This is a genomic window from Streptomyces sp. NPDC107538 (assembly GCF_055657445.1).
Map to the genome: position 1 here is coordinate 448,251 of NZ_JBVKAY010000002.1, position 18,718 is coordinate 466,968.

Sequence of the window (18,718 nt, forward strand, 5' to 3'; positions counted from 1 at the left end):
CATGACGGCCGCACACCCCACCACTTCGACTCCCGCCGACCGCTCCCCGCTCGGGTTGCGCGAACGGAAGAAGATCAAGACGCGCGAGGCGATCCGCGCCGCGACGTACGCGCTCGTCCGGGAGCAGGGCTACGACGCCACGACGATCGAGCAGATCGCCGACCGGGCGGAGGTGTCCCCGTCGACCGTCTTCCGCTACTTCCCGACCAAGGAGGACATCGTCCTCACCGACGAGTACGACCCGATCCTCCTGGAGGAACTCCGGGCCCGACCGGCGGACGAGCCCTGGCCGGACACCATCCGGTATGTGATGCGGGAGGCGGTCCGCACGGGCATCGAGGACGACCTCGAAGTGGCGAAGCTGCGCACCCACCTCATGGTCCAGGTCCCGGCGGTGCGCTCCCGCATGATGGAGAGCATGTCGGTGACGGGCCGCATGCTCTGCACGGCCATCGCCGAACGCACCGGCCGCGACCCGCACGGCCTGGAGGTCCGCGTCTGGGCGATGTCCCTGATCGGCGGCCTGATGGAGACGTCCCTGTACTGGGCGGAGAACGACCACCGCGACGACTTCGCCACGTTGGTGGACCGCGCCCTGAACACGATCCTGCACGGCCTGCCGACGGAAAACCCCTGAGCCCGTCCCCCTCCCCCATGCGATCCTGACCAGGTGAAACCCGCCGAGATCCACATCGAAGTCGCCCCCGAACTGGCCCTGTTCGTCCCCCACGCCCGCCGCGGCGCCGCGACCCCCCTGGCCACCGACGGGGCCTCCACCCTCGGCCACGTCGTGGAGTCCCTGGGCATCCCCCTGACGGAGGTGGGCACACTGCTCGTGGACGGCCGCGAGGTCCCGGTCTCCCACATCCCGGCGCACGGCGAGTCGGTCACCGTCCACCCGGTCGCCCGCCCCCAACAGGTCCCGGGCGCCCCGCTCCGCTTCCTCCTCGACGTCCACCTGGGCACCCTGGCCCGCCGCCTACGCCTCCTGGGCATGGACGCGGCCTACGAGTCCACCGACATCGGCGACCCGGCGCTCGCGACACAGTCCGCCACCGAGCAACGGGTCATGCTCAGCCGCGACCGGGGCCTGCTCCGCCGACGCGAGCTGTGGGCGGGCGCGTACATCTACAGCACCCACCCAGAAGACCAACTCCGAGACGTCCTGAACCGCTTCGCCCCCACCCTCCACCCCTGGACCCGCTGCACCGCCTGCAACGGCCTCCTGAAACCGGCGACGAAGGAGCAGGTCGCCGACCGCCTGGAGGGCGGCACCGAACGGTCGTACGACGTGTTCGCGCAGTGCGACGACTGCGGCCGGGCGTACTGGAAGGGCGCGCACCACGAGCAGTTGGAGACGATCGTGGTGCGCGCCGTGGAGGAGTTCGGCCACCGGTAGTCCTGCGGGGCCCTAGAGCTGGTCGCGCCACCATGGCCCGCCTCGGTGGTCGACCCGGATCGCCCGTGCCCGGCGCAGGATCTTGTCGTCGAGGGCCGTCACGAGGAGGCGTAACTCTCGTGCGCTCTTCGTCGGGAGGGCGTGCAGCACGGCTTCGAGATGATCGCGGAAGTAAGCCACGTCGCAACAGCCCTCGATGCCGCACCGGTTGGCCGTCTCCGGGTCCGCGAGCTGCCGGAGCGGGCCGTGGGCGAGCCTGCGCCAGTGCCAGAACGCCTCCGCCGTCGCCTCGGGAGGGAAGCGGGTGCGTTCGAGTCGGCACAGAGCGGCGGTACAGGAGCCTGACAGGCCGTCGATGAACGGATACCGTCGTCGGCTCGCCCCGCGAGCACGACGCTCGTCCCGCAGGACGGATGGGCGCCTACGCGGCATCGCCCCTTTGTCTGTCGGTCATGGGGAGAAGCTACCGAACCGCACGACGGCGGGCCAACGTGATTCCGCCGTCGTGCGGTTCGACTCAGCGCATGGACACTCAGGGCATGGAAGACAGCGGGACCGAGAACAGGACGCGTTCACGGATCACGCTCGACTGCCAGCCCGAATTCGCGTCGTCGACCCACTTCCCCGATGCGTTCGCGGCCCATTCCGTCTGGCTCCAGACGGTCTTGCCGTTCCACCAGAGGGACATGCCCTGCGAGTGGGCCGCCCAGCAGGCTCCGGCCGAGTCCGTTCCCGAGCAACTCGTCGTCGTTCTGCCCTGGGTGTCGCGCTTGTAGTAGACACCTTGCTGCCCCGGACCGCCCCGGTGCTTGGGCATGTACCAGGACCGCTTCCCCGTGGCCGGGTCCGTGTACCAGAGCGCCCCCTGCACACCGGACACGTCGGCGGTGTACATCTCCGAGACATCGGCGTACCCGGAGGCGTCCACCTCCAGCGGCATTCCGGCCTCGGACGGCGCGGCCAGACGATAGCTCCAGGTGCGGCCGATCTTCGGGGTGCTGGAGGACTGCCACTCGTTCAGGACGATGCTGTCCGGCGTGGCGCTCCGGTCGACGGACATGGAGGCGGCGCAGGAGATGCCCGCCGCCGCACCGCAGCCGCCGCTCTTCAGCCCATAGGAACCGATGGCCGGCATGACGTATTGATATCCGTGGGCCGAGTATCCGCCGCTCACTCTGCCGATGGGGTCGTCGTTGACCGTCGCCTGCAGAATGTGCTTCATGGAGAAGACGAAGAGGGCGTTGTCACGTGAGTCGTCCCCCTTCGCGGTGATCATCAGCTTGTCGCCGAACCAGGCCATACCGCCGATGTTGGCGCCGAGGTTGTCGAAGTTGGCGCCTCCTTCCGTGGGTACCACGAGCAGAACCCAGCGGTACTTCATCGCGGCCGGGTCATTCGCGTCGATGAAGGCCACGCGCGTCAGGTTGCGACTGTTGGGATACTTCGTCTGCGATGGGTCGAATTCCTTGAAGAAACCGTCGTCGTTGGACTTCCACCCCGAGAGAATTACCTTGTTGGTTCCCCACAGCCCGTCATTGTCGGCGTCGCCCGACGAGGTCAGCCCCTGGGGGAGCCACCGCTGGGTGGTCGCGTCTCCGGTGTCCCAGCAGTATCCGGAGGAGTAACCGGGCTTGACGGGAAGCGCCTTGGCCTCCCTTGCCGCGCATTGGCCCGAACTGACCGACTTCATGGAGTGATTGGCACTGGCGAGAACGTCCGCCACGCCGACATTGGGAAGCCTGGAGTCCAGTTCGGCAATGGTGGCGGTCGAGACCCGCCGCTCCTGCAGCCGGTGATTCGCCAGATCGGTGGAGCTGGTCACCTTTCTGACTTCGTCGTACACGTCGGCGGCTTGGGTGGTGCCGCCACTCGTCGCCACAAGGAGGACTCCCGCGGCGGCGGACATTACCCGAGTCGTTCTGCTGATTACAGGTTTCACGAATCCCCCGTCGTCCGACAGCTCGTGGACCGCCATAAGAACATCGCGTGAATTACCTGTCAACGTTCGCAAATTGAGGCACAGCCGCACCGGGCAACCGACACGGCCCCGTATCCGGCGGACCATCGCCGGATACGGGGCCGATCACTCGTGCCCTCCCGTCCGCGTCAGCGGCGCTTCACATCCCCCTCCCCGCAAGCCACACCGTCCCGGTCCCGGTCCAGTTTCAGCGGGTCGTCCTTGCCGTTGAGCTTCAGGCGGCCGTAGTCGTTCTCCTTCAGCCACGCGCAGCGGGCCACCGTCGTGTTCTTGACCTCGTCCGGGAACGCGGTCGGGACGCAGACGTTGGCCGTGCCGTAGTGGCGGTCGCAGCCGGAGATCGTCGGGCTGACCTTCTTGGACTTGGCCTTCTTCCCCGGGCCGGTGGTCTTGCCCTTCGGGGCCTCGGCGAACTCGTGGACGTGGGCCGAGGGCGCCTCGCCGGAGGCTTCGGCGAGGGCGGACGGGCCCTGGAGGTGGACCCATTCCGCCACCGACGGCACGCCGTTGGCGTCGACCGCGAAGAGCATGTACCAGCCCGGCGGGGCCAGGTTCGGGTTGCTCGTCACGTTCAGGTCGACGTTGTTGCCGTCGACCGAGAGAGGCAGGTCCACGAAGCGCTGGTTGGGGTCCGAGGAGTGGGTCACGGCCGCCGGGCGGATCAGTTCCGCCTTCGCGATCGGACGGTCCACCGTGATGCGCTGGGTGTCGCCGTACACCCACTCCTTGTCGATCACCGAGGTGATGGAAGGACGCGCGCCCTTCAACAGATACGGCGGGGTGTAGATCGACACGTCGTGGTTCCAGGAGCCGTTGCCCGGGTTGTCGCCCGTGGTCATGACCCGGCCGTCGGGGAGCAGGAACGCCGAGGAGTGGTAGCCGCGCTCCTCCGGGTCCGTCGCCACCGGGTCGAACGTGTTCGTCGCCGGGTCGTAGATCGACGTCTCGAACACCGGGTCGGCGCGGTTGTGCAGGGCGCCGCCCGTCTCCAGGACCTTGCCGTCGGGCAGCAGGACCGCCGAGACGTACATCTTGCCCTGGTTACCCGTCTGGGCGACCTTCCCGTTGCCCAGGTCCACCGTGCCCTGCGGGATCGGCGGGCCCGCCACGTACGCGGGGTTCGCGGCCTTGAGGTCGATGACGTCCGTGAGGCGGTTCGCCTCGGGGTTCGAGTCGATGTTGCCGCCGCCGATCGTCAGGACCTTCTGGTCCTGGGCGGGCGGCAGCAGCACGCTCGCGGACTGGTCGCGTTCGTCCTTGCGCTGCAGGCCGGGTACCTGCGTGATCGTGTTGGCGCCGTAGTCGTAGATCGCCGAACCCGTGCCGGGGATGTTGTTGCCGAAGACATGGCTGCCGGAGTAGAAGAGGCGGCCGTCCTGCATCAGGATCATCGACGGGTACAGGCCCCAGTACGACCAGGTCTGGTTGACCTTCCAGAGTTCGAGCCACTTCTGCTCGGCGTCCGACCACAGCTCGGCGGTCACCGAACCCGTGGAGTCCTCGCGCAGACCGCCGAACGAGATGACGTCACCGTTGCCGAGGATCGTCGCCGACGGGTACCAGTGGCCGTCGTTCATGTCGTTGGTCTTGCTGTAGGTCTCCGTCACCGGGTCGAAGATGTACGAGTCCTTGTAGCCCTCGTAGCCGTGCCCGCCCACCACGGGGTACGCCTTGTTGCCGCTCATGACGAGGACCCGGCCGTCGTCCAACTGGACATGGCCCGCGCAGAACATGTCGTCCGGGGTGGGGATCTGCTTGTACGTGCCGTTCACCGGGTCGTACACGGCCGAGGTGAACGTCCCCGCCTCGAACATCTCCTCGCTGTTGCCGGAGCCGGCGATCAGCAGCACCTTGCCGTTGTTGAGGACGACGGAGTGCATGGAGCGGACGGGGTTCTGGGTGGGCAGCACGTCCCAGCGGCCGTTCAGGCACTGCTCCGGTGTGCCCGTGCACTCCGGTTCGGGGACGGGGTCGGCGACCACGTCCATCGTGTAGTCGTCGGTGGTGAGGGAGCCGGTGCCGTAGACGGAGGCGCCCCAGGTGATGCGGTCGGTGCCCGCCGGGACCTCGGGGGTGCGGACCGTCGCCTCGGTCCAACTCCCGGCCATCTCCAGCGTCTTGAGGTCCGTCCAGTACTGCCAGCCGGCCGTGGTGTCGTGCCGGAACACGGTGATGGAGGTGTCCGGGGTCGTCGACTTGTACCAGAGGGACAGGTCGTACTGCTTGCCCACCGCGACCGACGGCGCGCAGGCCGCCGACTCGGTGATCAGGGCCTTGCGGTCGCCGGAGACCCGACGGGTCAGCTCGACCTTCATGGCCCTGGAGCCGCTGTGGGCGTCGGAGGTGGCGGTGAAGGTGAAGTCGTTGTCGCCCCAGCCGGACTTCTCCCAGCAGTACGGCATGTCGCCGGCGGCGGCGGTCTCGAAGCCGGGGTTCTGGATGAGGTTGGCGGCGGACGCGGGCTGCGGTGAGATCAGCAGGAGGCCGGAGGCGAGGGCTCCGACCGCCAGCAGCGCGGTTCTGCGTCTGGCCCTCGCTCTCGGCCTCGGCTTCGGCCTCAGTCCTGGACTCGGTCTCGGACTCGGTCTGGATCCGATCCAGCCGGTCAAGCGGTCCTTCAGGTGGTTCTTCACGCGGCTCTCCTTGCCGGTCCGGCTGCCTGCTCGGCTGCCTTCCTCTCCTCGCCCTCCTCCGCGCCGCGCTCCCCACGGCGGGATGTCTTGCGAGGCAGATAGACGAGCGCCTCGGTCCCGACGAAGCGCAGGACGAACGTCGTCACCAGGGCGAGCGCGGTCGCGGGCAGCGCGCCCATGCCGAACTCGCCCACGAACAGGGCGATCAGCGGGATCCGCAGCACCAGGTCGGCGTTGGCGAGCAACGCGAACCGGCCGATGCGGTCCCATCCCTTGCGGTACCGGCGCCGCTCGCGGAAGCAGAGGTGCTCGATGAGGAAGAAGTTCCAGAGCACCCCGAGCTGGTTGGCGAGGATCTCGGCGGGGACGTAGTGCATCCCGGCCGAGGTGAGGGCGTACAGGCCCGCGAGGTTCGGCAGGAAGCCGGTGACGCCGATCAGCCCGAAGACCATCATGCGGGCCAGCGGCGACGCGGTGCGCAGTCCGGCGAGGTGGCGCAGGAACTTGAGGCCCTCCTGCGCGGTCGACTTGGACTCGCCGGCGTACCGGTCCTGGAAGACGAAGGGCACCTCGGTGACCTGCCGGGGGCGGCTGCGCACGGCGAGTTCGAGGAGGATCTTGTAGCCGAGCGGCTGGAGGATCTCGGCGGTGACCGCGCTGCGGCGGATCGCGAAGAAGCCGCTCATCGGGTCGCTGATGCCGTGCAGCCGGCGCGGGAAAAGGGACTTGGTGAGCCAGGTCGCGCCGCGTGAGACGGCCACGCGGTAGCTGCCCGCGAGTCCGGCGCGGCTGCCGCCCTTGATGTAGCGGGAGGCGACGACCAGGCCCGCCGAGGACCGCTCCCCGGTCGCCACCAGGTCCGGTACGAGGGACGGCGGATGCTGGAGGTCGCCGTCCATGACGACGATCCAGTCGGAGGTGGCCGCCTTGATGCCCTCGACCACCGCGCCGCCCAGGCCGCCGACCGGTTCGTCGCGGTGCAGCACGGTCACCGGGAACGGGCAGTCCCGCGCGGCCTTGTCGATCACCTCGGGGGTGTCGTCGGTGGAGTCGTCCACGAAGACGACCTCGCAGGGCAGCCGCCCGGGGACCGTCTCGGTGATCCGGCGCAGCAACTCCCGTACGTTGGCGGACTCGTTGAAGGTCGGTACGACGATGGTGACGGCCCCGGGTTCCGGTACCTCGGCGCCCCGCACGACCGGGTCGCCCAGTTCCCCGGGCGCGGTGGACTCGTGGCTTCCGCTGCTCATCGGTCGCCTCCAGCGGCCTCGATCTTGCGGATCTCGATGCGGTCCTCGCCGGTGCCGAAGGTGGCGACCGGTGTCGAGTTCTCGATGGCGCCCTTGACGTTGGGCAGGTCGACCGCGTCACGCCGTACGGTCGGGGAGGCGACCACGTAGTCGAGGTCGCGCCAGCCGCGCGGCATCGTCTTCGTCACCGCCGGGTCGAGGTCGGCCTTGTAGAACCAGATGACGCCGAGCCCCGGCTTGTAGCCCTCGTGGACGAGGTCGAGCCAGAGCGCGTCGTCGACGAGGACACGGGTGCCCGCCGGGTCCTCGACCTCGCTGCCGAGCCACTTCGCGGCCTGCTGGTAGGGGGCGTTGGCGTCGAACGTCATCGCGGTGTGGTTGCCGTCGTACCAGCGCGGGACGACGTACACGGCCGCGGCGGCGGCCAGCGCGAGGGCCACGCCGTGCCGTGCCCAGGTCAGGGCCCGCTTCTCGGTCGTGCTCCGCCAGCGGCGCAGCACGCCGTGCGTGACGCTCGCCGTGCCGCCCGCGAGGACGAGGGCGAGGAAGGGCAGTGCCTGGAGGACGTACATCGCGGGCAGATAGCCGGGGCGCAGGGCCATGCCGGCGAGGATCGCGACGGCGAGCGCGGGTCCGGCGAGGGCGCGCGCGGTCACCGACCAGCGCCAGGTGACCAGCAGGAGCAGCGCGCCCGCGAGGCCGCCGAGCGGCAGCACCCGGTCGTAGTAGAGCCAGGACTGCAGGACGCCGTACGAGCCGGTGCCCTCGGTGAGGATGAAGCCGGAGCCGGGGCGGCTCATCTGGTAGACGATGCCGTCCCACAGCGAGACATGGCCGGCGCCGGGCAGCAGCTCGCCCTTGAGAAGGGCGAACAGCGGGTAGGAGACGCCGATCAGGACGCAGGCGGTGACGGCGCCGGTGAGGGCGAACTTTCGGGTGTCGCGGTGGCTGTGCCGCCACATGGTGAGCAGGACGGCGGGCAGGACGAGGAGCATCGTCTCCTTGGTGAGCACCGCCGCGGCGGCGGCGAGGCCCGCGCCGAAGTGGTGCCAGAGGTGACGGCTCGGTGAGGCGGCGAGGCAGAACGCGAGGAGCGTCCACATCACCGCGATGTTGTCGAGGAAGATCTCCCGCTGGAGCACCACGGACAGCGGGGACAGCCCGAAGAGGGCCATGCCGAGGCCGGCGGCCCAGCGGGGCAGCGAGAGGCGGCGGCCGAGGACGTAGACGAGGACGGCGCTGATCGCGCTGATCAGCAGCATCACCGCCCGCATCGAGCCGACGGTCATCGACTCGGGGGAGAGCTGGGCGGGGATCCAGGTCAGTGCGGCGAGCTGGATCCAGCCGAGCGGCGGGTGGTCGTACCAGTAGGTGTAGTGGGCGAGTCCCCTGCCCTCCTGCACGGCCCAGGCCTGGGCGAGGTAGGTGCCCTCGTCGTCGCTGAGGGTCGGGTAGTCGGCGATGTTCCAGCCCTGCACGATCATGATCGCGACGAGCAGGAGACCGCAGAGCAGCAGGTCGAGACGTGAGTCGCGCAGCCGCTTGGGGGCCGGCGGAGTGTCAGGGGACGGGGTTGTTCGACTGGTCGAACCGGCTGTGGGCGCAGCTGTCCGCTGCGCGGGGACCTTGACTTCCGTCTTGGTCGCCGCGGGAAGTATGGAGGTCACGCAGGAACGTCCTCTCGGTTCACGTTCGCGTTGACGAGATGTGCGCCGACGTGACTGGTCAACTCCCAGTCGGTGCGGCCGCGTTGCTCACGCCATACGGCGCGCACGGCGGCGAGGGCGAGGAGCACCTGGTAGAAGGGGCCGCCCACGACGAGCTTGACGTAGTGCACGAACCTGACGCGCAGGCCGTACTGCTTGCCGAAGTCGTGCAGTCCGACCAGCTCGAACACAAAGGTGACGAGGGCGGTGACGGCCGGCAGGAAGGTGATGAAGGCGACGCCGACGGGGACGTCGAGGAAGAGCGCGATGGCCACGTTGAGCGGGATGATCACCCCGGAGATCGCCTGGAGATACGGCGTCATCAGGGTGTAGCGGGCCAGCAGCCGCTGCCGGAAGCCGGGCAGCTGCTTCCAGTCCTTCTTGCGGTAGACCTGGAGGAAGCCCTGGTTCCAGCGGGTGCGCTGCTTCATCAGGGACATCAGGCTGCCGGGGGTCTCCTCCCGGGTCACCATGTCGGAGTCGTAGGCGACGACGACCTTCTTGCCGACGCTGGAGAGCCTCACGCCCAGGTCGCAGTCCTCGGCGAGGCAGTCGGGGTCCCAGCCGTCGGCCTCGCGCAGCACATCGGTGCGGACGAAGACGGTGTTGCCGCCGAGCGGGATGAACCCTTTCTGCGCGTGCAGATGCAGTCGGGACCGGAACCAGAAGAAGTACTCCAGGCAGTTGCGCAGGCTGTACCAGCTGGAGTGGTAGTTGATGAGCTGCACTCCGCCCTGGACGACGTCCGCGCCGGTGGTGCGGAAGGCGTGGTCGACGTGGGTGAGCAGCTCGGGATGGACCTGGTCCTCGGCGTCGAAGACCCCGACGACGTCGCCGCGGCAGTGCGGCAGCGCCGTGTTCATGGCCTTCGGCTTGTTCTTCTTCTCGTGGTGGTCGACCACCACGCGGACCCGTGGGTCGCGCTCCGCGGCGGCCCGGGCCACCGCAGTGGTCTCCGGGTCGTCGTGCCCGACGATCACGATGATCTCGAAGTCGTCGTGGCTGGATTCGAGCAGTCGTTGGATGGTGTGGTCCAGCACGGCCTGTTCATGGCGTGCCGGCAGCAGCAGTGAGAACGACACATGCTCGTCGCCGTCCGGTCTGCTGAAGCGGGTGGAGGCCAGCACTTCGGGCGTACGCCACGCGTGCATCTGCCACCACAAGGTGAAAGCCGCCATCCAGAACAAGGCAAGCGAGACGACGGCTATGAAGACAGACGTCAGCAAAACAGATCCCCCCGGATCTCAATACCCCCTGTCGCGGCGGGAGTTACTCCCGCCGCGTCACTGTGCAGAGACTAGGGGGAAACTGTGAACCCTGGGGACCCTTCCGATAAAAAGCGTGTTTCCGTTCGGTAGAACATCTAATCGGACGTGTCCGCACACCTGCCCGTTTCCGATCACTTGTGCACCCTTGCCCCGGTCCCTGACCGGCGGCTTTCAGCCGGACGAAGTCGTTCCGAGGGTCGAACGCAACCGGTCGACATCGGTCGTCGGAGCATCACATGTGAAATTACGGCAGACGTACGCGGTCGGTTCACCGCCGACGAGCGGACGGTCGGCCAGCAGCGGCAGCTCGTCGCTGTCCGCGGTCCCGACGGCCACCACGGCGCCCGGCGCGGTCCCCAGCAGCGCCGCCCGGTGCAGCTCCCTCGTCCCCGGATCCCCCTCGGGCCCGACGACCGCCACCTCACGCGGCCCGTCGAGCAGCGCCTCGGCCGTGGCCAGCCCCCACCCGATGAACCTCGGCGCACGCGGTCCCAGGGCCTTCACCACGCCCAACGCCCGCTCGGCGGCCGTCCGATGGGGCTCGGATCCGGTGTGCGCGGCATACCCCAGCAGCGCTCCGGCCGCGGCGCTCCACCCGGACGGCGTGGCGTTGTCCGTCGGGTCCTGCGGCCGCCGGATCAGCTTCTCCGCGTCCACGGCCGTGTCGTAGAGCGCCCCGGACTCCTCGTCGACGAACCGGGCGAGCACATGGTCGAGCAGGAACCCGGCGAACTCCAGCCACACCCCCTCCCCCGTGACCGACGCCAGCGCCAGGAACCCCTCGGCGACGTCCGCGTAGTCCTCCAGCACCCCCGCGTTGGCCCCCACCTGCCCGTCCTTGCTGGTCCGCGCGAGCCGCGCCTTCTCGTCCAGATGCAGCCGTACGAGGAGGTCGGCGGCGGCGATGGCGGCGTCCACCAGGTCGGGGCGGTCGAAGTAGGCGCCGGTCTCGGCGAGCGCGGCGACGGCCAGCCCGTTCCAGGCGGCCACCACCTTGTCGTCGCGGCCGGGGGCGGGCCTCCGCGAACGCGCCTCGCTCAGCCGCGCCTTGACCGACTCGATCCGCTCCGCGTCGAACACGCCCTCGTGCTGCGGCAGTTGCAGCACGGACGCGCCCTCCTCGAACGTCCCCTCCTCGGTCACCCCGAAGTAGTGCGCGGCCAGCCGGGCGTCCTCCTCCCCGAGCACCTCGGTCAGCTGCTCGGGCGTCCAGACGTAATAGGCCCCCTCGACATGCTTGCCGGAACCGCTCCCGTCATCACTGTCGGCGTCCAAGGCGGAGGCGAACCCGCCCTCGTTCGTGCGCAGTTCACGGACCATGAAGTCGGCGGTCTCCAGCGCCACGCGCCGGGCCAGCTCGGAGCCGGTGGCGCGCCAGAGGTGGGCGTAGACCCGGCAGAGCAGGGCGTTGTCGTACAGCATCTTCTCGAAGTGGGGCACGACCCACTCGCGGTCGACGGAGTACCGGGCGAAGCCGCCGCCGAGCTGGTCGTAGATACCGCCGCGGGCCATCCGCTCACAGGTGTCGCCGGCCATCTGCAGCGCGCCCTCCGAGCCGGTGCGGGCCGCGTGCCGCAACAGGAACTCGATCACCATGGAGGGCGGGAACTTGGGCGCCCGGCCGAAGCCGCCGCGCGCCGCGTCGTACTCCCGGGTGAGCCCCAGCAGCGCCTGCGCCAGCTCGTCCTCCCCGGGCACGTCGACGGCCCCGAACGTCAGCGCCCGCCCCGCCAGATCGCGCACGATCTTCCCGGCGACCTCGGCGACCTCGTCCCGCCGGTCGTCCCAGGCCGCCCGCACACCCTCCAGCACCTGCCGGAAGGAGGGGCTGCCGTGCCGGGGAGCGGGCGGGAAATAGGTCCCGAAGTAGAAGGGCTCGCGATCCGGCGTCAGAAACACGGTCATGGGCCAGCCGCCCTGCCCGGTCGCCGCCTGCACGGCCTCCATGTACACCGCGTCGACGTCCGGCCGCTCCTCCCGGTCGACCTTGACACTCACGAAGTGCGCGTTGAGGTAGTCGGCGGTCTCCTGGTCCTCGAAGGACTCGTGGGCCATGACGTGACACCAGTGGCAGCTCGAATACCCCACGCTCAGCAGCACCGGCACCCCACGCCGCCGCGCCTCCTCGAACGCCTCGGCCGACCAGGGCCACCAGTCCACCGGGTTGTCGGCGTGCTGGAGGAGGTAGGGGGAGGTCTCGTGGGCCAGTCGATTCGCCATGGGCACCATCATTCCCCAGTACCCGGGATCGACGGCTCACCACAGGGCCGCGTCCGCCTCTCGCGCTACGGTGCCGGTCGCGCCCCTGCAAGGGGCGCGGGGAACTGCGCGATCAGCCACGACGGATGCGCGGTCAGCGAACCACCCCAATGCCCACGGCGCAACCCCGCACCTGAACCTCCACCACCGATCAGGCCCTCTCGCCTAGTTGGACTACTCCCCGCACACTGGCCGGAGGCAACCGTTTCGGCGACAGGGGGAATCGTGATGCGGGACAGCCACCGGGGAGACGCCGAACGGCTGTTGGTGCGGGCGGTCGAGGACGAGGTCCGCAGGTCGGGCGGCCGCACGGACGGCGTCGTCCTGCTCGGCCGCGCCCGCGCCGCCCTCGACACGATGGCGCAGAACGCCGCGGAGGAGTACGAGGCGTACACCCGCGCACTGGACGAGTCGGAGGCCGGCCGACTCACCTTCGGCCAGCGCTACGCGAAGGAGGGCTCCGGCACCCCCCTGCTGGTCGCGGCCGTCACCGCCGGTACGGCGGTCGTCGCCGACCTCTCGTTCGGCGTGGACGCCGGTACCGCCGTGAGCACCGGTGTGATCGTCGGTATCGCCGGCGCCGTCGCCACGGTCCTGAAGGTGACCGCCTCCCACGTCCCCGCGAACCATCACCGGGCCGGTGCCCTGGGCCAGCCCGGCGGCCCCGAGCAACTGCGGCTGCAGTGGCTGACGGCGCTGGAGGTGCGCGGGATACGGCCGTTCCTCGACCAGCAGCGCGTACTCAGCGCGTCCACGGCGAAGAAGAAGGCACCCCAGCTACGCGGCGCCGACAAGAGCGCGGCGGCCCGCCGACGGAACGTACTGGAGCAGTCGTTCGCCCAACTCCCGGAGACCGACGACCGGTTCGCGGACCGGCGGACGGAGATGGGCAAGATCCGCCAGTGGGTGCAGGCGGCCCGCGCGGAGACCGAGACCCGGCCGACCGTCGTCGTGCTGCACGGCGCGCCCGGCTCGGGCCGTACCGCGCTCGCCGTCCGCGCGACCCATCAGCTGCGCGACTACTTCCGCGGTGCCTGTGTCGTCGATCTGCGCGCCGACAGCCCGGAGGAGACCCCGCTGTCCACCCGGGACGCGCTGATGCATCTGCTGAATCGTCTCGGCGCCCCCCGCGACCAGCTTCTCTTCCGTGAGCGCACCTCCCAGGACCAGCAGGTCAAACGGCTCAGCGAGCTGTACCACCAGCATCTGACCTCCCTGCCGGTGACGATCGTCCTCGACGACGCCTCCGACCCCGACCAGGTCCGCGCCCTCGTCCCCGAACGCTCCGACAGCCTCGTCCTGGTCACCGCCCGCGCCCCGCTCGCCCTCCCCGCCGACCTGCCCGCCTGGGTCCACCAGCTCCCCGTCGAGGCGCTCGACGCCGACGGCACGCACGAGCTGCTGAGCACGGCGGCGCAGGACGGCGCGGTGCTGTCGGCGGGGGAGGCAGGGGCGGCGGGCGCGGCGGGGGCCTCGTCCGCGCGGGCGTCGGCGGGCGCGCAGGCGGCTTCGTCGGCGGGCGCGCAGACGGCTTCGTCGGCCGGGGCGTCGGTCGGTACGTCGGCCGCCGCGTCGGCCGGCGCATCCGCGAGAGGGGGCGCCGCCTCGTACGACACCGAGTCCGTCGCCCGGATCCGGCATCTCTGCGGCGGCCTGCCCCTCGCCCTGCGCGTCGCCGGTTCGTCGCTGGGCCCGCGTACGCCGGGGCAACTGGCCACGGATCTGGGCGCGTACGGCCCGGTCGAGCCGGTCGAGCGGGCGCTGTGGCTGCGCTACACCGACCAGTCGGAGCCCTCGCGCCGGCTGCTGCGCCGGCTCGCGCTGGCGGGCCGCGCCTCCCTGGGCGCCGCCGCCGCGGCCTCCCTCCTCGCCACCGACGAGACGGAGGCGACCCGCCATCTCACCGCGCTCGCCCGCGCCGGCCTGATCGACCATGTCCACGGCAACCGTTACCGCCTGCACGACCTGGTGCGGGCCTTCGCCCACGCCCGCCTCCTCGACGAGGAGCAGGCGAGCGAGCGCACCGCCGCGCAGGAACGCCTCATCGTCACCTACGCCGATCTCGCCGACTCCGTGCTGCGTCTGGTCGACGGCAACATGTCGACCCGCTCGGACCGCTTCGGCCAGCACGGCTTCGTGTCGCTGGAGGAGGCACTGCGCTGGCTGGACGACGAGACCAGCTTCATCACCTCCACGCTCCGGCACGCGGAGGGCGTGAACCAGGCGGCGGTCCTGAGCCTGCTCGGCGCCCTGTGCGACTACTGCCTGCTGCGCGGCGACCTCTACCGCCTCGGTGAACTCAGCGAGCTGGCCCAGTCGGTGGACCAGGGCCTGCTGACCCGCTCGGTGCAGTGGCGTACGGGTATCGCGGCCCGTCAGCTGGGCGAGCTGGACAAGGCCCGCACGACCCTCGCCTCGGTCGTCGACCTCTACATGGAGACCAACCACGACGCGGGCGCCGCCCGTGCGCTGTGCTCCCTGGGCATCACCCTGCACCACCAGGGCAATCTGACGGAGGCGGCGACGAAGCTCCTGGAGGCGCTGCAGATGCAGTCGGTCCCCGAGCTGGCGGCCGACCGCGCGTGGACGATGCACGCCCTCGCGGCGGTGGAGCGCGACCGCTCCCATCTGGCGGACTCCCTGGACCTGCTGACCCGCGCCCTGGTCATCCACCGCCAGCAGGAGTCCCTGCACGGCGAGGGCTGGGCCTACTTCCAGCTGGGCCAGCTCCTGCTGCGGATGGGCGAGGTGCGGCAGGCGGAGGAGGAACTGCGCACCGCCCTGGACCTCTTCGGCCGTACCCGCGACGCCCGCGGCCAGGCCTGGTCCATGACCCAGCTGGCCCGCGCCCGGCTCGTCGCCGGTGACCCCTCGGCCGCCGTGGACGGGCTGCGCCAGGCCGTCTCCCGCCACCGCGACAACGAGGACGCCCGCGGCGAGGCCTGGTCCGGCTACTACCTGGGCCAGGCGCTGGAGGAGACCGGCAACCTCGACCAGGCGGTCCGCGAGCTGGAACGCTCCCGGACGATGTTCTCCCGGATGCGGGACGTCTACGGCCTGGCCTGCGCCCGGCACCACTCGGCCCGCGTCACCCGCGACCAGCGGGCCGTGCAGACCGGCTCGCTGCGCAACTCCGGCTTCGCCCGCCAGCTCCTCGTCGACGCCCGCGCCGACTTCCAGCGCATCGGCGTCGCCCACGGCGAGGCCTGGACCTGCCTGGAACTGGCGGTCGTGGACGCCGGCAACACCCGCACCCCGCAGGCCCTCGCCCTCTGCGAGGAGGCCACCCGCCTCTTCACGTCCTACGGCGACCGCCGCGGCGAGGACTGGGCCCGCTTCCTCAAGTGCACCCTGCTCCCCTACGCGGCCCCCGGCGGCGTCGAGATCGGCACCGCCGTCGCCCAGGAGGACCTGGCCCACCTCTCCCGCACCGCCCACCCCCTGCGCGACGAGAAACTCACCGAGTACATCGAGGCCTACGAACTCCTCCTCGAACGCGGCATCAACCTGGAGTCCGGCTGGCGAGCCTGGACCCTCGGCATGGTCCCGAACCGCCGCGCACGGGAGGTGATGGGGGTGCCGGTGCGCTGAGCGACGGCATGACGCGTGACTCTGTGACACCGACGTGGTGTCACAGAGTCATGCCGCCGAGCCCCGTCGAGCCCCGTCGCGTCCGTCGTCGCGACGGTCAGCTCTTCGCCGGAGTCGTCTTCCCGGCCGTGTCCGTCGTCGTCTCCCCGACGGGGGCGTCCGGGTCGGGCGACTCCTCGAAGTCGACCTTGCCCATCTGCTTGTTCATGGACTTCATCAGGCCCCAGACGGCCAGGGCCATCACCGCGAAGACGATGAAACCGAGGACGCCGGGGGTGACCTTGTCCTCGTCCACCTCCTTGGCGAGGGGGACGAGGTGTGCGACTGCCAGGCTTACGCTCATGCCTGGCATTGTCCCCCAGGGCTAACGGATGCCCGCAAAGAGGTCGTCCTCGGGGAGCGAGGTGTCCACGAGGGACTTCGCGAGCTCGTACTCCTCGGTGGGCCAGACCTCCTTCTGCAGGTCCAGCGGAACGCGGAACCAGCCGCCGTCCGGGTCGATCTGCGTGGCGTGGGCGATGAGAGCCTTGTCACGGATCTCGTAGAAGTCGGCGCAGGGCACGTGCGTGGTGAGGGTGCGGTCCTTGTGCTCGGACTCGTCCCAGCGCTTCAGCCAGTCGCCGTACGGGGACTCCATGCCGCGCGTGAGCAGCGCGTGGTGCAGCGCCTCGGTGCGGGCGCGGTTGAAGCCCTGGTTGTAGTACAGCTTCTGCGGCTGGTACGCCGGGCCGTACTCGGACTCGGGGTACTTCTCGGTGTCCGTCGCGCCCTCGAACGCCACCATGGAGATCTTGTGGGTCATGATGTGGTCCGGGTGCGGGTACCCGCCGTTCTCGTCGTAGGTGGTGATCACCTGGGGACGGAACGCGCGGATCTTCCGGACCAGCTCCCCGGCCGCCTTGTCGACGTCCTCCAGGGCGAAGCAGCCGTCGGGAAGGGGCGGCAGGGGGTCGCCCTCCGGGAGACCGGAGTCGACGAAGCCGAGCCACTCCTGCCCGACGCCGAGGATCTCGCGGGCCTCGTCCATCTCCTTCTTGCGTACCTCGTGAATGTGCTCCTCGATGTACTTGTCGCCCTGCAGTTTCGGATTGAGGATGGAGCCGCGCTCCCCGCCCGTGCAGGTCACGACCAGCACGTCCACCCCCTCGGACACATACTTCGCCATGGTGGCCGCACCCTTGCTCGACTCGTCGTCGGGGTGCGCGTGCACGGCCATCAGTCGCAGCTGGTCAGTCAAGACTCGTTCCCTCGTAACTCGGCGCCCGGCCTGAACTTCGGTGACTCGGCCCGGCGCGATCCGGTGAGTCCATACTGCCGTCCCGCACGGACACCCGTGTGGGGCGGCCGTCAGGCACTGGGCGGGGGGCTTCTATAGTGACGGCATCGGGGGGCGGGATATTCCCGGACCGGACGCGTTCCGGGACCTGGACGCCCCTGCGGGAGCACGCTCCCGGCCCCTTCCCGATGAGGACTCCGAGAGGACGACCATGACCACGGCGAGCACGCGGCTTCCCGAGGGCCGCTACGGCCCCTCCGCGGACGAGCGCGCCGACCGCAAGCTCAAGGTCATCGGCAGCGTCCTCGGCGCGGCCCTCCTCGTCCTCCTCGGCTGGTTCGCCTACCACTACGTGGCCGAGAACAAGATCAGCGTCGAGATCTACACCTTCGATACCTCGGCGAACTCGGTCAAGGTGCACCTCAGGGGCGACAAGGACGCCGGGGTCGAGGGTTACTGCACCGTGCGCTCCCAGGCCGAGGACGGCGCCGAGGTCGGCCGCGCCGACTTCCGCTTCCCCGCCGACACCACGGACATCGACGAGGTCGTCACCCTGAAGACCACCTCGCGCGGCACCACCGCCGAACTGCTCGGCTGTCACACGAACTGAGCCCCCGGCCCCCGGCCTGCCCCCGGCTCTCCGGCAGCCCGGGCTGACCTGCATGGACGTAACGCTTGTGGTTTATGTCCTCCCCCTTCCGCCGCTGAATTGTTAGGCTCGTGGTTTCGCCCACTCGTGAAGGAACATTCTTCTGGGTAGGGCGATGCTTTGTATTCCCAGTACCTACGAGGAGCACCTGTGACCCAGACCAGTGAGAACGTCACCTGGCTGACCCAGGAGGCGTACAACCAGCTCAGGGCCGAGCTGGAGTACCTGTCTGGTCCTGCGCGCACGGAGATCGCCGCCAAGATCGCGGCCGCGCGCGAGGAGGGCGACCTGCGCGAGAACGGCGGGTACCACGCGGCCAAGGAGGAGCAGGGCAAGCAGGAGCTCCGTGTACGCCAGCTGACCCAGCTCCTGGAGAACGCGAAGGTCGGCGAGGCGCCGGCGTCCGCGGACGGCGCGGTGGCGCCCGGCATGGTCGTGACGATCGCCTTCGACGGTGACGAGGACGACACCGTGACGTTCCTCCTCGCCTCCCGTGAGTACGCCAGCTCCGACATCGAGACCTACTCGCCGCAGTCCCCGCTGGGCTCGGGCGTGACCGGCAAGAAGGTCGGCCAGGACGCGCAGTACGAGCTGCCGAACGGCAAGTTCGCCTCGGTGAAGATCCTCAAGGCCGTGCCCTACCAGAGCTGAGCGCACCACCGTCGCTCGTCCCGTGGCCCCCGGCGCCCCTGCGGCGCCGGGGGCCACG

14 protein-coding genes are annotated in these 18,718 nt (G+C 69.9%); 5 read left to right on the top strand and 9 right to left on the bottom strand.

Annotation, left to right across the window (positions count from 1 at the left end):
• Position 1 precedes the first annotated feature (1 nt).
• A complete protein-coding gene (locus tag ACZ7MG_RS07860) occupies positions 2-637 on the top strand; it encodes a TetR/AcrR family transcriptional regulator (RefSeq protein WP_471388035.1) in 636 nt (211 codons plus the stop codon).
• Between the two features lie 33 nt (positions 638-670).
• A complete protein-coding gene (locus ACZ7MG_RS07865) occupies positions 671-1,399 on the top strand; it encodes a Mut7-C RNAse domain-containing protein (protein WP_471388038.1) in 729 nt (242 codons plus the stop codon).
• Between the two features lie 12 nt (positions 1,400-1,411).
• Here the strand turns inward: ACZ7MG_RS07865 and ACZ7MG_RS07870 are convergent, their stop codons facing one another.
• From ACZ7MG_RS07870 to ACZ7MG_RS07900, 7 genes are all read right to left on the bottom strand, one after another.
• Positions 1,412-1,831, bottom strand: a complete 420-nt coding sequence (locus ACZ7MG_RS07870; RefSeq protein ID WP_471388041.1) for a hypothetical protein — start codon at positions 1,829-1,831, stop codon at positions 1,412-1,414.
• 100 nt (positions 1,832-1,931) lie between these two features.
• The gene (locus ACZ7MG_RS07875; RefSeq protein WP_471388044.1) at positions 1,932-3,305 is read right to left on the bottom strand and encodes a hypothetical protein; all 1,374 of its coding nucleotides are present in this window, start codon (positions 3,303-3,305) and stop codon (positions 1,932-1,934) included.
• A 200-nt stretch (positions 3,306-3,505) separates the two neighbouring features.
• A complete protein-coding gene (locus tag ACZ7MG_RS07880; RefSeq protein ID WP_471388310.1) occupies positions 3,506-5,938 on the bottom strand; it encodes a galactose oxidase-like domain-containing protein in 2,433 nt (810 codons plus the stop codon).
• A gap of 68 nt (positions 5,939-6,006) precedes the next feature.
• The gene (locus tag ACZ7MG_RS07885; protein WP_471388047.1) at positions 6,007-7,260 is read right to left on the bottom strand and encodes a glycosyltransferase; all 1,254 of its coding nucleotides are present in this window, start codon (positions 7,258-7,260) and stop codon (positions 6,007-6,009) included.
• Complete coding sequence (locus ACZ7MG_RS07890) at positions 7,257-8,927, bottom strand: ArnT family glycosyltransferase (protein WP_471388050.1); 1,671 nt, start codon at positions 8,925-8,927, stop codon at positions 7,257-7,259. The genes ACZ7MG_RS07885 and ACZ7MG_RS07890 overlap by 4 nt, the downstream gene beginning before the upstream one ends.
• On the bottom strand, positions 8,924-10,192 hold the full coding sequence (locus tag ACZ7MG_RS07895) for a glycosyltransferase (protein ID WP_471388053.1): 1,269 nt from the start codon (positions 10,190-10,192) through the stop codon (positions 8,924-8,926). The genes ACZ7MG_RS07890 and ACZ7MG_RS07895 overlap by 4 nt, the downstream gene beginning before the upstream one ends.
• Before the next feature lie 213 nt (positions 10,193-10,405).
• A complete protein-coding gene (locus ACZ7MG_RS07900) occupies positions 10,406-12,454 on the bottom strand; it encodes a thioredoxin domain-containing protein (RefSeq protein ID WP_471388054.1) in 2,049 nt (682 codons plus the stop codon).
• Between the two features lie 267 nt (positions 12,455-12,721).
• Here ACZ7MG_RS07900 and ACZ7MG_RS07905 point away from each other — a divergent pair, with 267 nt between their 5' ends.
• Entirely contained in the window at positions 12,722-16,084 is a 3,363-nt protein-coding gene (locus ACZ7MG_RS07905) for a tetratricopeptide repeat protein (RefSeq protein WP_471388057.1), read from the top strand.
• A gap of 97 nt (positions 16,085-16,181) precedes the next feature.
• Here ACZ7MG_RS07905 and ACZ7MG_RS07910 read toward each other — a convergent pair whose 3' ends face one another.
• Together ACZ7MG_RS07910 and mca are read right to left on the bottom strand one after the other, a co-directional pair.
• Positions 16,182-16,427, bottom strand: coding sequence for a hypothetical protein (locus tag ACZ7MG_RS07910; protein WP_471388060.1), 246 nt, complete (start codon positions 16,425-16,427; stop codon positions 16,182-16,184).
• Positions 16,428-16,448: 21 nt separating this feature from the next.
• Positions 16,449-17,300 (bottom strand): mycothiol conjugate amidase Mca, encoded by an 852-nt coding sequence (mca, locus tag ACZ7MG_RS07915; RefSeq protein ID WP_471388313.1) that lies wholly within the window; start codon positions 17,298-17,300, stop codon positions 16,449-16,451.
• Positions 17,301-17,571: 271 nt separating this feature from the next.
• Between mca and ACZ7MG_RS07920 the strand changes: the two genes are divergently transcribed.
• Both ACZ7MG_RS07920 and greA read left to right on the top strand, forming a co-directional pair.
• Complete coding sequence (locus ACZ7MG_RS07920; RefSeq protein WP_471388063.1) at positions 17,572-17,970, top strand: DUF4307 domain-containing protein; 399 nt, start codon at positions 17,572-17,574, stop codon at positions 17,968-17,970.
• Between the two features lie 189 nt (positions 17,971-18,159).
• Positions 18,160-18,660, top strand: a complete 501-nt coding sequence (greA, locus tag ACZ7MG_RS07925) for a transcription elongation factor GreA (RefSeq protein ID WP_037694600.1) — start codon at positions 18,160-18,162, stop codon at positions 18,658-18,660.
• Positions 18,661-18,718 lie beyond the last annotated feature (58 nt).

Bases quoted from the DNA above. Each gene is read 5' to 3' on its own strand.
- ACZ7MG_RS07860 (WP_471388035.1), top strand. From the start codon at position 2: ATGACGGCCGCACACCCCACCACTTCGACTCCCGCCGACCGCTCCCCG.
- ACZ7MG_RS07905 (WP_471388057.1), top strand. From the start codon at position 12,722: ATGCGGGACAGCCACCGGGGAGACGCCGAACGGCTGTTGGTGCGGGCG.
- ACZ7MG_RS07885 (WP_471388047.1), bottom strand. From the start codon at position 7,260: ATGAGCAGCGGAAGCCACGAGTCCACCGCGCCCGGGGAACTGGGCGAC.
- ACZ7MG_RS07870 (WP_471388041.1), bottom strand. From the start codon at position 1,831: ATGCCGCGTAGGCGCCCATCCGTCCTGCGGGACGAGCGTCGTGCTCGC.
- ACZ7MG_RS07875 (WP_471388044.1), bottom strand. From the start codon at position 3,305: ATGTCCGCCGCCGCGGGAGTCCTCCTTGTGGCGACGAGTGGCGGCACC.
- ACZ7MG_RS07900 (WP_471388054.1), bottom strand. From the start codon at position 12,454: ATGGCGAATCGACTGGCCCACGAGACCTCCCCCTACCTCCTCCAGCAC.
- ACZ7MG_RS07920 (WP_471388063.1), top strand. From the start codon at position 17,572: ATGACCACGGCGAGCACGCGGCTTCCCGAGGGCCGCTACGGCCCCTCC.
- mca (WP_471388313.1), bottom strand. From the start codon at position 17,300: ATGGCCGTGCACGCGCACCCCGACGACGAGTCGAGCAAGGGTGCGGCC.
- ACZ7MG_RS07910 (WP_471388060.1), bottom strand. From the start codon at position 16,427: ATGAGCGTAAGCCTGGCAGTCGCACACCTCGTCCCCCTCGCCAAGGAG.